Annotated in this window: 14 protein-coding genes and 2 tRNA genes; 7 read left to right on the top strand and 9 right to left on the bottom strand. The window is 58.6% G+C overall.

Going from position 1 to position 14,873, the window contains the following annotated elements:
- Positions 1 to 24 precede the first annotated feature (24 nt).
- Positions 25 to 762 (top strand): aspartate/glutamate racemase family protein, encoded by a 738-nt coding sequence (locus tag Q0792_RS11355; protein ID WP_298840330.1) that lies wholly within the window; start codon positions 25 to 27, stop codon positions 760 to 762.
- On the opposite strand, the gene Q0792_RS11350 is transcribed toward Q0792_RS11355, so the two are convergent.
- Positions 713 to 1,933: a crosslink repair DNA glycosylase YcaQ family protein gene (locus Q0792_RS11350; RefSeq protein WP_298840327.1), complete on the bottom strand. Its 1,221-nt coding sequence runs from the start codon at positions 1,931 to 1,933 to the stop codon at positions 713 to 715. The genes Q0792_RS11355 and Q0792_RS11350 overlap by 50 nt on opposite strands.
- Complete coding sequence (locus tag Q0792_RS11345) at positions 1,930 to 2,973, bottom strand: LacI family DNA-binding transcriptional regulator (RefSeq protein WP_298840325.1); 1,044 nt, start codon at positions 2,971 to 2,973, stop codon at positions 1,930 to 1,932. Before Q0792_RS11345 ends, Q0792_RS11350 begins: the two co-directional genes overlap by 4 nt.
- 121 nt (positions 2,974 to 3,094) lie before the next feature.
- On the opposite strand from Q0792_RS11345, the gene Q0792_RS11340 reads away from it, so the two are divergent.
- Positions 3,095 to 3,171, top strand: a tRNA-Arg gene (locus Q0792_RS11340).
- Positions 3,172 to 3,425: 254 nt separating this feature from the next.
- Here Q0792_RS11340 and Q0792_RS11335 read toward each other — a convergent pair.
- Positions 3,426 to 4,598: a glycosyltransferase N-terminal domain-containing protein gene (locus tag Q0792_RS11335; protein WP_298840320.1), complete on the bottom strand. Its 1,173-nt coding sequence runs from the start codon at positions 4,596 to 4,598 to the stop codon at positions 3,426 to 3,428.
- A gap of 291 nt (positions 4,599 to 4,889) precedes the next feature.
- Between Q0792_RS11335 and Q0792_RS11330 the strand changes: the two genes are divergently transcribed.
- The 4 genes from Q0792_RS11330 to Q0792_RS11315 all read left to right on the top strand — a co-directional run bounded on the left by Q0792_RS11330 (position 4,890) and on the right by Q0792_RS11315 (position 8,553).
- Positions 4,890 to 5,618: a 3-deoxy-D-manno-octulosonic acid kinase gene (locus Q0792_RS11330; protein ID WP_298840318.1), complete on the top strand. Its 729-nt coding sequence runs from the start codon at positions 4,890 to 4,892 to the stop codon at positions 5,616 to 5,618.
- 149 nt (positions 5,619 to 5,767) lie between these two features.
- Positions 5,768 to 6,826: a glycosyltransferase family 4 protein gene (locus tag Q0792_RS11325; protein ID WP_298840315.1), complete on the top strand. Its 1,059-nt coding sequence runs from the start codon at positions 5,768 to 5,770 to the stop codon at positions 6,824 to 6,826.
- An 85-nt stretch (positions 6,827 to 6,911) separates the two neighbouring features.
- Complete coding sequence (locus Q0792_RS11320; protein WP_298840312.1) at positions 6,912 to 7,757, top strand: glycosyltransferase family 2 protein; 846 nt, start codon at positions 6,912 to 6,914, stop codon at positions 7,755 to 7,757.
- Positions 7,758 to 8,205: 448 nt separating this feature from the next.
- Positions 8,206 to 8,553 (top strand): hypothetical protein, encoded by a 348-nt coding sequence (locus tag Q0792_RS11315; protein ID WP_298840309.1) that lies wholly within the window; start codon positions 8,206 to 8,208, stop codon positions 8,551 to 8,553.
- Positions 8,554 to 8,599: 46 nt separating this feature from the next.
- On the opposite strand, the gene Q0792_RS11310 is transcribed toward Q0792_RS11315, so the two are convergent.
- The 3 genes from Q0792_RS11310 to leuB form a co-directional block, all read right to left on the bottom strand.
- Positions 8,600 to 8,676: transfer RNA gene (locus Q0792_RS11310), tRNA-Pro, on the bottom strand.
- A 29-nt stretch (positions 8,677 to 8,705) separates the two neighbouring features.
- Positions 8,706 to 9,683: a DMT family transporter gene (locus tag Q0792_RS11305; protein ID WP_298841854.1), complete on the bottom strand. Its 978-nt coding sequence runs from the start codon at positions 9,681 to 9,683 to the stop codon at positions 8,706 to 8,708.
- 121 nt (positions 9,684 to 9,804) lie between these two features.
- Complete coding sequence (gene leuB / locus Q0792_RS11300) at positions 9,805 to 10,911, bottom strand: 3-isopropylmalate dehydrogenase (RefSeq protein ID WP_298840307.1); 1,107 nt, start codon at positions 10,909 to 10,911, stop codon at positions 9,805 to 9,807.
- Positions 10,912 to 11,088: 177 nt separating this feature from the next.
- On the opposite strand from leuB, the gene Q0792_RS11295 reads away from it, so the two are divergent.
- Entirely contained in the window at positions 11,089 to 11,772 is a 684-nt protein-coding gene (locus tag Q0792_RS11295) for a DUF2306 domain-containing protein (RefSeq protein ID WP_298840304.1), read from the top strand.
- Here the strand turns inward: Q0792_RS11295 and Q0792_RS11290 are convergent.
- The 3 genes from Q0792_RS11290 to leuD form a co-directional block, all read right to left on the bottom strand.
- Complete coding sequence (locus tag Q0792_RS11290) at positions 11,739 to 12,734, bottom strand: endonuclease/exonuclease/phosphatase family protein (RefSeq protein WP_367276776.1); 996 nt, start codon at positions 12,732 to 12,734, stop codon at positions 11,739 to 11,741. The genes Q0792_RS11295 and Q0792_RS11290 overlap by 34 nt on opposite strands.
- A 50-nt stretch (positions 12,735 to 12,784) precedes the next feature.
- On the bottom strand, positions 12,785 to 13,627 hold the full coding sequence (locus Q0792_RS11285) for a hypothetical protein (protein ID WP_298840302.1): 843 nt from the start codon (positions 13,625 to 13,627) through the stop codon (positions 12,785 to 12,787).
- A 387-nt stretch (positions 13,628 to 14,014) separates the two neighbouring features.
- Complete coding sequence (gene leuD, locus Q0792_RS11280) at positions 14,015 to 14,620, bottom strand: 3-isopropylmalate dehydratase small subunit (protein WP_298840299.1); 606 nt, start codon at positions 14,618 to 14,620, stop codon at positions 14,015 to 14,017.
- Positions 14,621 to 14,873 lie beyond the last annotated feature (253 nt).

The raw sequence follows: 14,873 nt of genomic DNA, 5'->3' as shown, positions 1-14,873 counted from the left end.
CCGGCATCGGGGCAGACAATGCCTATGACAAAGACCGATCCTGCCCTGCTGGGTATTCTGATGCTCGACACCCGGTTTCCGCGCATTCCGGGCGATGTGGGAAACCCGGACACATGGCTTTTTCCGGTGCGCTATGCCATCGTGCCCGGTGCTACTCCGCAGGCTGTCGTCTGCGAGGATCCCGAGCCTTTTGTGCGCGCGTTTGTTACCGCGGGCGAAGAGCTGGTCAGCCAGGGATGCCGGGGAATCGCAACGACCTGCGGGTTTCTGTCGCTGATCCGTCCGCGGCTTGCGCGTGAACTGGGTGTGCCTGTTGCCGCGTCCGCACTGGAACAGGCGGGACAGATTCAGGCAACGCTCGGTCCGGGAAAACGCATTGGCATTCTGACCATCTCCGGTCCCAGCCTGACACCCGAACACCTGTCGGTCGCGGGCGTGCCGCAGGATGCGGAGGTACAGGGTGTCGAAGAAACTGCCTTTGCACACAGTATTCTGGGTAACGCAGACACGCTCGACGTCCCGAAGGCGCGTCAGGATCTGACGGAAGCGGCCCGGAAAATGGTCCAGGACACCCCGGATATTGGCGCGATCATTCTGGAATGCACCAATATGGTGCCCTATGCGCCTGACATTGCCAGAGCCACGGGCAGGCCGGTTTATTCAATATACTCTTATCTGAACTGGTTTCACGAAAGCCTTGCACCGCGCGGTTTTACGTCACAGGGTCACGCAGCCAACCGTCCTCAAAAGCGAGGGTGCTGACACCGCCCAGCCGTGTCAGGCGGCTGAGTTCACCCTCGAACGCGGCCATGCGCCCTTTGCCCCACCGGACACCCTGTTCCGGCCAGAGCGCCCGCACGACGAGCGCATCGCGGTCGCGAAAAGCTTTCATATCGACCCGTCCAACCATGCGGTCGCCTTCCATGATCGGAAAGACATAATAGCCGTACCGGCGTTTTGGTTCAGGCACAAAGATTTCGATGCGATAGTCAAAGCCAAACAGCCTTTCTGCGCGTTTCCGGTCCCTAAGGGCCGGATCGAAAGGACTGAGAACTCTCAGGCGTGATGTTGGCGGTGTTTCCAGAGCCGGGTCGTCGCCGGTCCCGGGCCGGGCAAAGCAGTCTCTCAGACTCCCATCGACACCAGTAACGCGAAGAGGCTGCAACCGTCCGGCGGCAAGTTCCGTGGCACACCACTGTTTGGCCTCCGCGAGGGAAATGTGATCCCAGAATGCCGCAAGCTCGGCCGGTGTCGCAAACCCCAGCCGGTTGAGAGCGCCGTCACAACACCAGTGGATGGTCCGGGCCGTGTCCTCCGGCGATTGGAGGGGTCCGCAGAGGGCCCCGTCGATCACTCTTTCGGTCAGGTCATAGCGTTTTTTGAAACCATCACGGCCGACGACACAGAGCGCTCCGCTGCGCCACAGGTATTCAAGTGCTGTCTTGGACGGGTGCCAGTCCCACCAGCCACCCGAGCCGCGTTTTTCGCCCGCGCCAACGTCCGAGGAACACAGCGGCCCCTGCTCCCGGATCTGATCAAGCACTGGCTGGAACTGCGCTTCGAAACCATCCCGACGCCAGTCGCGCCATTTGCTGCGCAGCAGGGCGGCATCCCGTTCGCGGCGCAACTGCCACCACGTATAGAACGCCATGGGGATCACAGCCGCATCATGCGTCCAGTGTTCGAAAAGCGCGCGGTCCTTTTCGTACAGTGCTTTCAGGTTTTTGGGCCGGTACCGTGGCCGCCTTGAAAACAGGATCAGATCATGTGCCCGGGCCAGTGTGTTGATGCTGTCGAGCTGCACAAATCCAAGCCGTGTGACCAGGTCCAGAAGTGCGGTACCCCGTGCTTCGCCCGCGGGATGTTCCGACAATGCGTGCCGGTCCAGAAAAAGCCGCCGGGCCTGGGTGTTTGTCAGCGTAAGAGTATTCATCCCCGCCGGTATCGGCGGAGGGTGTCACCCCAGGAAATCTTCGATGACAGCGTAATGTGGCCGGGGTCATCCGGCACCGCGTCTTCCTCGAGAGCACTGCGTTCGAGAATGATCCCGGCCGCTCTGGTGCCGATCTCTTTGCGGCAGGCGTCCATTGTGGCAAGCCGGCGGGGCAGCCCGTCGAGAAGCTCGACACCGTTAAAACCGGCGAGGCCGATTTCACCGGGTACATCAACACCCTTGTCGAGCAGATAAAGAAGGCCACCCGCCCCGATCATATCATTGGAATAATACAGAAAATCGAGGTCCGGCGACCGGTCAAGCATCGCCTCGGTCATCTCGCGCCCTTTGGCCAGGGCGGACCCGCCGGAATAGAATTCCCGGTCCTCGATCTCGACGCCGGCTTTGGCCAGCGCTTCGGTGAAGCCCTCAAAGCGCTTGCGGGCACGGTGATCGAGCGGCATCTTGGTGCCCAGAAAGCCAATGCGGTGATATCCCTGTTTCAGGATCGCGGCGGCCATTTCACGCCCTGCGCGCCGGTGCGAAATTCCCACCATCGCATCCACGGGCGTCCCGTCCGTATCCATGATTTCCACGACCGGGATGCCGGCATTTTTCAGCATCGCCCGGGTAGCATCGGAATGCTCAAGCCCGGCAATGATAACGCCCGAAGGCCGCCACGAAAGCATCTCGTACAGGACCTGTTCTTCTTTTTCGGGCAGATAATCAGTGACACCCACAACCGGCTGAAGTGGCGTGTCTTCAAAAGCCTGGTTAATTCCTGTCAGCACCTCAGGAAAAACCATGTTGGACAGAGAGGGAATGATAACGGCCACAAGGTTCACACGCTGCGATGCCAGAGAGCCGGCAATCTGGTTGGGCACATAGCCCAGCGTTTTGGCTGCCTCCAGAACCTTTTCGCGTGTTGCCGTCGAGACGTCCCCGCGATTGCGCAGCACCCTGCTGACCGTCATCTCGGAAACACCGCAGGCTTCAGATACATCCCTGAGTGTAAGCGGCCGCTGTTTTGGTCTTGTCACATTGATTTCCTGTGCTGCTGCCCGACGTTAGCGCAGGACAGACCCGGGCTTCAACCACTTGCGTGCCGGCAGACATCTGATCATGACAAATGCCGTCAGCTGAATTAAAGCTGATTCCAGCGGCCCCGTGGCTCAACTGGATAGAGCAGCCCCCTCCTAAGGGGCAGGTTGCAGGTTCGAATCCTGCCGGGGTCGCCAATGCTATGAAAATGACAAAGCTAAGAACAATTGCCGCTGTTCCGGTGACCTGATGGAGGCGAAAACAATAATTGATCGCAAAACAGGTATCCACAGTCCTGTAGCAGCGGTTTTGAAAACCGAAGGTGGGAAAGTATGTTCGATGGGCGCCTGTTGAGGTATTTCCAGTCAATGGCATCGTACGGCTGAACAAAAAAGGTACGGTGCAGATGCCGACCTGACAGAGATCCGAAGTATTTTCCGAGCTCCGCGCTTCAGGCCGCCGGACGTTTCAGAACGCCCGCTACGAGTTCCGCATAATTTACGGTGCAGTCTTGTGAGTCATTCCAGAAAGCGAGACCTGCCTGACCGATCTTTCTGGCTTCGTCGCTGCGCAGAAGTCGCACAACCGTACGACCCAGATGTTCCGGATCCCCGACTTTCTCCGCCGCGCCAGCCCGGCTCAGAGCCTTGTATGCCTCGGCGAAATTCGCGACATGCGGGCCGTACAAAAGAGCAGTTTCAAAACAAACAGGTTCATAGGGATTGTGCCCGCCTTCCTGCCCAAAGGATCCTCCGAGAAAAGTAACAGGGGAGAGGGTGAAAAATATGCCGAGTTCGCCGAGGGTGTCAGCGATGTAGACCTGTGTCGCCGCCGAAACTTTTTCATCGAGGCTGCGCCGCGCAGCGGTGAGGTTGGCTGACTGCGCCAGTTTTTGCAGTGGCAGTCCACGGTTCAGATGACGTGGCGCAAGGATCAGCAATGTGTCGGGGTGCGCTTCAAGAACCTCCTGATGTGCGGTCAGTACCGCCTCTTCATCTGCCGGATGGGTTGAAGCGGCCAGCCAGACAGGGCGCTTTTCCACGGCGAGGGACAGCAACGACAATGCTTCATCAGAAATAGTAAGTTTTGGCAACGTCAGCCGCAGATCTGGCAATACGTGGATGCGATCTGACGCGAGGCCCAAGGCAGCCATACCTTCTGCTATGCTGTCGGACCGGCAGGTCACAAGAGCAAAAGGTTTTAGCAGTGCCGCAAAAACGGCCGGAAAGCGTTCTCGCGTTCGCGAACGCCGGGCATTCAGCAGGATCCGGGGTATACCGCGTTTGTCGAGCCCGCCAAGCAACTGCGGCCAGAGATCCCCTTCTACGAAGACCGCCGCCGAGATCGACCATCGGTTCAGAAAGCGCTCCGTTGCCCCCGGCGTGTCAATGGGGGCAAACTGGTGGGTGACATACGGCATTTTTCGCGCGACCCAGTCCGCGCCTGCAGCCGTTGTTGTTGTCACCAGAACTCTGACGTTCTCGGATCTGATCAGATGTTGCACGAGGGATGCGATCTGCGTGGCTTCGCCAAGGCTGGCAGCATGAAACCAGACAACGCTTTCGCGACACTGCAGATCGCTGCGCCCAAGGCGTTCCGCGAACCGCGTTGGGTCAGCTCCCATGCGACGGTGCAGAACCCAGGACAGAGCGGTGAGAGGAACGGCCAGTATCCGCGTCACCAGCATCCATGTGCGTAATAACAGTGGGGGGTGTTCCTGCGCCATATGGTTCTGAACAAGACTTCTTTGCTGTTGGAGCGGCCTACCCACCATGGCCAGAAACTAAAACAGAAGATACACTTTCAGAGGGCTGTGAACAGCGAATACTGATCGCGCCGTGCTTGTAAAGAGGTGTGGATCAGCATAACTGAAGCCCTTAAATTCTCTCAGCTGCGTATTGTCGGAGCACCTGGTATGACGCCCATGGACCTTTGCCTGAACGGAACCGTCATCCGCTATGACGCAAGCGTGCTGTCGCCGATGGAACCAAACCTCTTTGACGCGGCCTGGCTGCGCTCAGAAGATATCTGGACCGGCAGTACAAAAGGCAGGAGCAAGGCGCATTTTTTCCACTATGCGGGCCGCGATATGGTTCTGCGTCACTTTCATCGCGGAGGTCTTGTCGGGCGGGTGAACCGCGACCTATATCTCCGTATACCTGCCTCAGACAGCCGCCCGATGCGCGAATTTGATCTGTTGCGTGAAATGCATGCTGAAGGTCTGCCCGTACCTTTGCCGGTGGCCGCGCAATATGTTCCGGCTGGACCCTTTTACCGTGCGGATATCATTACCCAGCGCATTCCGGACGCCAGACCTTTGCAGGATGTGATCTGCGACCGGATCCTTTCTGCCAGCCTCTGGAGTGATGTCGGAGCAAAGATCCGGAAACTGCATGACCACGGCGTTTACCATTCGGATCTGAACTGTCGCAATATCCTGATTGATGCGGAGGACCGCGTCTGGTTCATCGACTTTGACAAGTGCGAAAAACGCGCACCGGGCGCATGGATGGATGCCACTCTGGAACGGTTGCACCGCTCTCTGAGAAAAACAGCCAGCGGATCGGAAACAGTGTACTGGAGCGCAGAGGACTGGGCCGCTCTTCTTGAAGGATACGCCGGCGGGACTGCCCGCGCTGTCTGACGGCCGGTCCTCGACAGCGCTGCCCCTTCAGGACTTGCGGTAAGGTCCGGATGTGGTGGCGACAGGACTGTTGTTGAGATGGCATCTGGCAAAACCATCCGATATACAGCGCGAAATTGTTCCATTCAGTGGGCAGGTAGGATTCAGACATGCAGGTTGACACTGATGCGACCGACGTCATCGCACCAAACCTGAAGCGCCGGTACTCGGGCGTTTCTTCGACTGTGTTCCGGCTGGTGCCGGTGCAGGCCGAAAAGATCGCGATCGCGACCACGGGGCCGGTATTGCCAGACGATATACCGCAGTTCCCGCTTTCCAGACTTCCTTTTATGTCGCGTTCGGGGCCTTCGGGTTTTCGTGTCTGGCATGCGCGCCGGAACATCGAAATGCTGGTCGGTGTGCTCCTGAAATATGTGCTGCGTAAACGTCTGAAACTGGTTTTCACCTCGGCGGCGCAACGGCGCAGGGGGGAATATTCGCGCTGGCTGATCCGCCGGATGGATGCGGTTATTGCCGCCTCTGGCAAAGCAAACTCCTATCTGGAAGTGCCGGCAACCGTGATATTGCATGGCATTGATGCAGAGGAATTTGCCCCGCCCGGCGACCGTGCTGCTTTGCGGTCGAGGCTCGGGCTTGATCCGGATGCGCTGATCGTCGGATGTTTCGGGCGCATCAGAGAGCAGAAGGGGACCGACCTGTTTGTCGATGCCATGATCGACCTGTTGCCCAGGCACCCGAAAGCTCAGGGCATCATCATGGGCGGCGTCACGCGCGAGCAACAGGCCTTTGTTGACGGTCTGAAATCAAGGGCAGAGGCTGCAGGCCTTGCCGACAGGCTGCGCATCCTGCCCGAAGACAAAGGCTTTACGATCGCCCCGTGGTTTCAGGCCAGCGACATCTATGTGGCACCTCAACGCTGGGAAGGTTTCGGCCTGACACCCCTAGAGGCAATGTCCTGCGGCGTTCCTGTTGTGGCCACCCGCGTCGGGGCCTTTGAGGATCTGGTCGTTCCGGGAGAGACCGGATTTCTGGTGCCGCCCGAAGACATTTCCGAACTGATCGCCGCTACGGACAGGTTGATGACCGATACCGCTCTGCGCCAGTCGATGGCCGCCGCTGCACGACGCAAGGTTGTCGCGCAGCACCAGATTGAGCACGAAGCGGAGGCCATTACAGCGGTTTACCGCCGCCTCATTGCCGAAGGATAGAACGGGCGCGCAGGCTCTTTGAGGTCTGCCTGCACGCACTGCTGATCCCGAAGCCATAATCGCATTCCGCGCGAAGGACATCCGTTTGACCACCCCTGTCACGATCATCACCGTCTGCTACAACAGCCTTGCCGTCCTGCCGGCAATGCTGGACAGCGTGCCTGATGGCACTCCTGTTATTCTTGTGGACAACGCCTCCTCCGACACGGATGCCCTGCAGCAGCTTGCCGACAATCATGCTGCCACGTTGCTTCTGAACGCAGAAAATGTCGGGTTCGGTTCCGCGTGCAACCGGGGTGCGGCAAAAGCAGAAACAGAGTTTGTGCTCTTTCTCAATCCGGATGCGAAACTGCAGCCAGGTGCGCTCGATAAACTTATCGGGGCGGCAGAAAAGTATCCGGAGGCCAGTGCTTTCAACCCGAGAATTCTTGACAGCAAAGAGGGTCAGAGCTTCAGACGTGGCTCCAAAATCAGGCCTGCAGAACGCCTCAAAGGGCCTTTGCCAACGGGCGATTGCGAAGTGTCCGTTCTTGCCGGGTCCGCCATCTTTTGCCGCAGGGCCCTTTTTGAAAAGATCGGTGGCTTTGACCCTGCGATCTTTATGTATCATGAGGATGACGACCTGTCTTTTCGGCTGCGGGAGCACGGGCCGCTGATGTACTGCCACGAAGCTCAGGTCGTACATCTCAGCGGGCACGGTTCCCCGCGCCTGCCACAGGTTGCCGCCTTCAAGGCGTATTACTCGGCCCGTTCGCGCGTTTACGCGCTTGCAAAGTACGGCCATCCCAGACCTTTCATGAATACCCTGGGAGCCGCCGTGCTCAGAGTGCTGGGACCTGATACGCTTTTCTCAAAGCGCCGGCGCGCCAAAAATATCGGATATTTAAAAGGGGCTCTCAGCGCGCTGAAAGACGGCGGCCGGCACGGATAACAACGCTGTGGATGTTTTCAGTTCGACCTGTGAGGGATCCGTGCAGGACAGCCAGGTTTATCGGTCTGGACCTGCAAAGACCGCCGAAACCCAGAGGGCAGGAATGCGATACCCGAGGTTCACGAGCTGCCGTTGAGAGCCGGTCAGAACTGTTCCTGTCCGAAGGATTATCCTGACTGCCGATTGAGCTCTGCTTGCAAAAACTCATGCTCTCGCATGCTACCGGTTTGCCTGCCGCCCGACCCTCGGCTGATGAGCGCGTCCAACGCATCCTGCCTGGTGTGATCCGACCATAAATGCCATCCTGCTCTGTCCGGGACTGAAACACAGGGTCGCAGACGCGTGACACATGGTGACCGCTGTGCCCCTTATTGTTTCAGCCGATCCGTTTATCTCAATGCCAGACGACGCGCACTGCGCCGCCACCCTGAAGAGGAAAGGCAAAGAAATGAACACTTTCGTCAAGAAATTATCGCTGGCGGCGCTTGTCGTCACCGTGATTGGAACCGGTGTTTCAGGCCAGGCGCGTGCGTCTGACAGCTCTGATCTGGGCAAGCTGCTGCTTGGGGCAATCGCCGTCGGCGTCATCGCTGACAAGGTTAAGGACAAGAGGCACGACGGCCACGTATCCCGTCAGTACCACAATAATCACCGCAGCTATCATCAGCCCCGTCAGCACAGGAAAAAGGTGTTCAAACGCAAAAGGCTGCACGGCAAAGGGCCACGGCACAGCGGTTTCCACAGACACGGTAACTTTGGTCACTCGCACAGCTATTCGCGGGCACACAGCCACTGATGCATCTGAAAGGGGTCGGGGAAACTGTGCGATCAGCAGTTTGAACTGGTCGGGCTGAGAGGATTCGAACCTCCGACCCCCTGCTCCCGAAGCAGGTGCGCTACCAGGCTGCGCTACAGCCCGACCGATGCGCGTGGCCTACATCTATCGCATTACTTTGGCAAGTCGCCGTCGTCCGTTTTTCGCCAGCGCCGTGTTGGGTTGATGAACCCGGAAATCCGCGGTGCTGTACCGGTTTCGTGCCGCGATCTTGTGCGCAGAACCGGCTGTTCAGAATCCGGTGCACGGCTCTCGCGCAGCACAATGAACAGGCCGCTGCCGATGATAATTGTGGACCCGATGATTGTTGCCATGTCCGGTGTTTCGTCGAAAAAAAGCAAGCCATAAAGCGCGGCCCACATGATCTGCGAGTACTGCATGGGGGCCACAAAGATTGGCTCGGCCGTATTGTAGGCAGCAATCAGGAAGAGGCCGGCGATCCATGCAAAAAGGGCGATGACCGCAAGCCTGCCCAGATCCTCAATCGGCGGAGGGCTGTAGACCAGCGGCAGAAGGGCCGCCATGACCACAAGGTTTGCCATCATCGGATAGAGCATGATTACGATCGTGCGTTCCTCGCGACCGATCTTACGTACAATGATCGAGGCGAAAGATCCGCAGATCGCCGAGACAAGGGCTGCCAGATGGCCCAGTCCGAGTTCGGCGTCGCCAGGCTGCAGAACGACAAGAACGCCGCACAGCCCGACACCGACCGCCACCCAGCGACGCAGACGCACCGGCTCGCCGAGCATGGGAACAGCAAGGATTGTGATCAGCAGGGGGGCCGCGAAAAGGATTGCATAAACCTGTGCCAGCGGCAGCACAGAGAACGCATAAAAGGCACAGAAACCGGTAATCATGGCGGCGATTGTACGTGCGGCCATCCACCATGGATGCCGGGGCAGCAAAGTTCCGTGCGTCGCGTCGCGCAGCAGGGCCAGCATCGCCAGCGGAATGCCGAACAGCACGGAAAAGAACACGATCTGGACCGGTGAGTACCCACCGCCCAGCACTTTGATAATCACGTCGTGGCTGGCGAAGATGCCAAAGGCCAGCAGCGCCAGCAGCGCGCCTTTGATGTTCGGGTTCATTCCGTTTCCGGGCATGGGGAGTCCTGTCTGTCAGAGGCCCGGACAGAGCCCGGGCGTGAAGTTTCAAGTTGTCATTCCGTCCCACACCGCCCGAAGGCCTCCCCGGTGCGGGACGTTTTCGTCAGAGGCTGGCGTCGAGTGCTGCCAGGATGACATCGCCCATTTCGGACGTGCTGATCGGCTCTCCGCCTTCTTCACCCATAAGATCGGCCGTACGGGCACCATCCGCCAGTACTTTTTCGATGGCGGCTTCGAGGCGGGCGGCTTCGGTGCCTTCGTCAAAGGAATAGCGCAGCGCCATCGCAAAGCTGAGGATGCAGGCAATCGGATTGGCCTTGCCCTGACCTGCAATGTCCGGCGCCGATCCGTGTACCGGTTCGTAAAGTGCGCGCGGACGGCCTTCGGCGGCCGGGGCGCCCAGGCTGGCAGAAGGCAGCATCCCGAGGCTGCCGGTCAGCATGGCAGCGCAATCGGACAGGATATCGCCAAAGAGATTATCGGTCAGGATGACATCAAACTGCTTGGGCGCGCGGACCAGCTGCATCGCGCCGTTGTCGGCATACATGTGGCTCAGTTCGACGTCCGGGTAATCCTCGTCATGCACTTTCTGCACGACCTCGCGCCACAGAATGCCGCTCTCCATGACGTTGGCTTTTTCCATCGAGCAGACTTTGTTGTTGCGGCGGCGCGCCAGCTCAAAAGCCGAACGGGCGACACGGTCGATCTCGCCTTCGGTATAGCGCTGCGTGTTGATACCGACGCGTTCGTTGCCTTCTTCAAAGATCCCGCGCGGCTCACCAAAATAGACGCCCGAGGTCAGCTCGCGCACAATCATGATGTCGAGACCCGCAATCAGATCCTTTTTCAGCGAGGAGAAATCGGCCAGCGCGTCGAAACACTGCGCCGGACGCAGGTTCGAGAAAAGGTCCATTTCCTTACGCAGGCGCAGCAGGCCGCGCTCGGGCTTTACGCTGAAATCCAGGTCATCGTATTTCGGGCCGCCCACGGCTCCCAGAAGGACAGCGTCCACCTCCAGGGCTTTGGCCATGGTGTCATCGTGCAGGGGTGTACCATGTGCGTCATAGGCCGCACCGCCAACAAGGTCCTCGCTGACGTCAAAGGCCAGACCCCGTTTGTCACCGAACCATCCGATCACGCGTTTGACCTGTTCCATGACCTCCTGACCGATACCATCGCCAGGAAGGATGAGAAGGGAAGGGTTGGCCATAGGTAGTCTCCTGCGGAAATTGCTCCGGTGCGGCCTATCGCGGGCAGTGTTCAGGGTCAAGAAGCGCAATGCGGAATGGTGCCGCTGCACCAGGGTGCCTTCTCGCCATACGTGCAATTCGGAGCGGGTGTGGTATTGTCAGGCCTGAACAGACCGAAACAGGCGAGGCACGAGAGGATGTTCAGCCGTATCAGGTCAGCTGCGATGCCCTGCGCTGTTCTGGCGATGATGTTTCTCGTCTGGCCCTTTGTCCGGCATGCGCTTGATCTCGGGGTAGCGGGGCTCCGGGATGGTGATGCAACAGGCAGCCGGCTTTATGTGCCGGGAGCCGACGTACCGAACATCGCAATTTTCGTGCATATGGCCTCGGGTGCTGTGCTGACACTTCTGGTCGGGCTTCAGCTCTGGGAAGGAATACGCAGGCACCGGATGCGGCTGCACCGGCTGAACGGATACGTGATGTTCACATGTGCAATGCTGACTGGGGCAGGGGGTCTTGCCTATATCGCGTTGCAGGGTACCATCGGCGGGTTGTGGATGGACGTGGGGTTTGCCCTCTATGGCCTGCTGATGATCGGTGTGGCCGTCCAGACCGTGCGCCGGGCACAGCAACACCGAATTGTGGCTCACCGGCGCTGGGCACTTCGGCTGTTCGTACTGGCCATGGGCTCGTGGCTTTACCGTGTGCACTATGGGCTGTGGTACGCGCTGACCGGTGGTGTGGCTTCGAACGACGCTTTTACGGGCGCCTTTGATCTGGTCCAGAATTTTGCTTTTTACCTGCCGTATCTGCTGTTACTGGAGCTTTGGTTCCGCTGGCGACCGGTTCAGCGCGAGATGTCTGTCCAGACCAGTTTGTGACGACTGGCCAGTGCTGCAGTTTGCCCGGCTTCGGTGCCAGGATCAGGCCACCAGACTCCGGTGTCCGTGACCTGCAGATTTGCAGAAGGCAGAACATAGTCAACGCGCAGGTTACCCGGGACCGGGTCGTCCCAGTCTGCCGTGTCATACGGATCGCCGGTGATTGCGGCGCTGCCGTCGCTTGATGGTTCAGGGTCCTGAAGACGCGGATCGTTCAGAAGCCCGCGGATCGCCTCTTTGAGGCCTGACCCGCTGTTCGGGTCCTGGTTGGTATCGCCCAGCAGCACGAAATCGCCCGGTGGCACCGGGCCGAACACACCGTCCAGATAAAGCTTCCAGAACCTGATCTCGTCGTGGTTACGCCGACCATTGCGGTCTTCGGGCCCGTCGAACACCGGCGGGCTGGCGTGAAAGGTCAGCAGGTCCAGTCGGCCCGTGCCAGGCACATTTACCGGGACAACCCAGTGTGCGGTCGTGGACAATCTCTGAACTGCCTGCGCTTCTTCTGAGGGGAAAGGCCCGGCAGGCGTTTCCGGCAGCAAAGCATCAGGAAAATCGCGCCACAGCATTGCGGAATAATCCTGGACCTGATCCTCCAGAACAGGAAAACGGGACAGAACAGCCATGCCGCCCTGCCCGGAAAAGCGGCCATATCCCTGAGCGTCGCGCGGATCTCCGCGCCGTCTGTCACCGTCCATGTCGAGACCGGTAGCCATTCCTGTATTCGGGCGTCCCGCAAAAAGGTGGGGGTAGTTCACGCCGTTTTCCCGCAGCAGGTCTGCAAATGCCCCGAGCGCTGCCCCCGTCAGGTCATAGTCAAATCCCTGAATAACCAGGATATCGGGGGCAACTTCGGAAATAACCGACACAACCGCATCCACCTGCGGGTCTCCGCCACGCAGGATATCGCGGAGCAGAAGGCCCGGGCCATCGCGCTGAAGTTCAGTGTTATAGGTCGCAATCCGAAGCGTGTCGCCAGCGGCAGCACTCGCCGCTAAGAGCAGAACGGCCGTCAGGCTGTCTGAAAACCACCTTCTTCGGCGGCCGTGGCATAGGCGCGACGACGCTTTTCCTCGATCATGCTGGCAATCCGCATCATGGCAATGCCGCGCATGATCATGCTCGCAGGAAGGAAGGCCCATGCTGTGATAGTCCAGATAAGGGTTTGCGGGTTCTCCAGTGTGATCGGGTCTACCAGATCAGAGGTCGCTTTGACCACAGCCGGGATAACAAAGGGCAGCAGGAAGCCAAGTGCAATGTTAACCCGCGCATCGCGCTGAAGGCGGAAAAGAACATCGCCTCCGGCAGTGGGGTCAAACAGGGGCAGGTTGACCCAGACATTGAAAGAACCGTGGCGGATCGGCCAGCGGCCCCAGCGCACCATCGCGACAAACCAGGCCATCGCAACCAGAGAAATCAGATAGGACATGCCGGCAGCGGTCCGTACATCCGTAATCAGGCCGGGCCGCGCATCATAGGGCAGCATAAGGACGATCAGGCGAACGGGCGAGAACGGGAAATCGATTGCATTGCCCACAATCGTGCCCAAAGCCGTCAGGCCCTGTGTGATCGATGTCGGGTCGACCTTGCCGCGCGAAATGGCGGTCAGAACGATCAGTGTCGCGAAAAGAGTAACGAATCTCAGTCGGTTAAAGGGTGCCGCGTCCCGGAATTCGACAATGCTGGGTGCATTGGAGTTGTATTCCACAAAGGTCAGGAAAGCGGCGAGAAGCGCCACGAGCACAACAATCTGCGACTGATCTGAAGCAACATCACGCAGCATCAGAGCTGGGGTTGCAATCAACAGCGCTACCAATAGTCCACGCAGGGCTGCGCCCGACATACGTACGAACATTCGTCTCTTTCCCTTCAAACTGGCCAGAAGCGATACAAAGCCGCGTTCTTGTTCCAACTTGATGCCACCGGGGCGGTGGTCTGCCTCATTCTTGCCCCATTTGTGCCATCATTCGTCTAAGTTCTGCAAGTGTCGTGGTTAACAAGACGCAATCGGTGAGGCGTTTTGAGGGAAGGAGTGGTGCGTTCCTGCATCAAATCTGTGGCGAAATACTGGCATTGCGCAACATCTTGTGCAGGCGGGAAATGTCACCACAAGGCGACGTTAACCATTTAATGACACCGACCTGTCGGACAAATGATTGTTTCCCTGTTGGTCGAGCCATGAAAAATGCCCGCGCCGGGGCAAACCGGCACGGGCATTTTTACTGAGCAGGCAGGAAAGGCGTCAGACCCAGGGCCGGGCCTGGGAGGCGGCACTCTCGAAACTGTCGATCGATGCGGCCTTTTCCATGGTCAGGCCAATGTCGTCGAGACCATTCATCAGGCAGTGCTTTTTGAAAGCATCGACTTCAAAGCTGAAGCTTTCACCGTCCGAGGTGGTGATGGTCTGGGCATCCAGATCAATGCTCATCCGGGCGTTCGCACCTTTTTCAGCATCCTTCATCAGGACGTCGACCTGTTCCTGAGGCAGAGCAATTGGCAGGATGCCGTTTTTAAAGCAGTTGTTGTAAAAGATATCCGCAAAAGACGGCGCAATCACGCAGCGGATGCCGAAGTCCTTGATCGCCCACGGAGCGTGTTCGCGCGAGGATCCGCAGCCAAAGTTGTCACCTGCCACGATGATCTCCGCTTTGCGGTATGCATCCTGGTTCAGAACAAAGTCCGGGATTTCGTTTCCATCGTCATCATAGCGCATCTCGTCAAACAGGTTAACGCCCAGACCAGACCGTTTGATGGTTTTGAGGAACTGCTTGGGGATGATCATATCCGTGTCGATATTGATCAGTGGCATCGGTGCTGCGATGCCGGTGAGTGTTGTGAACTGGTCCATCTGGCTTCTCCTCGCCGGGACGGCGGTGATTCTGCCCCGGTTTTCATGGTCGGATTGACGGCTGCGCCGTTGCGCCGGTGATGCACTATTTCAGCATGCCTTGCAACCAGCCGGCGCCCTGCAGGGCCACCCCCCAGATGAATTCCCAGAGCTGTCCTGCAAACAAAAAAGTGCCGCAGCAACTGTGCTACGACACTTCTGAGAATTTGTTACCACCTGCCGCTTGCCGCAGGAACATTCACGTGGAATTCTT

Origin of the sequence: uncultured Roseobacter sp., from assembly GCF_947495025.1 — a bacterium.
GTDB lineage: Bacteria > Pseudomonadota > Alphaproteobacteria > Rhodobacterales > Rhodobacteraceae > Roseobacter.
Note: the sequence above shows the minus strand (reverse complement) of the source record. Positions and strands in the feature narration are given on the sequence as shown.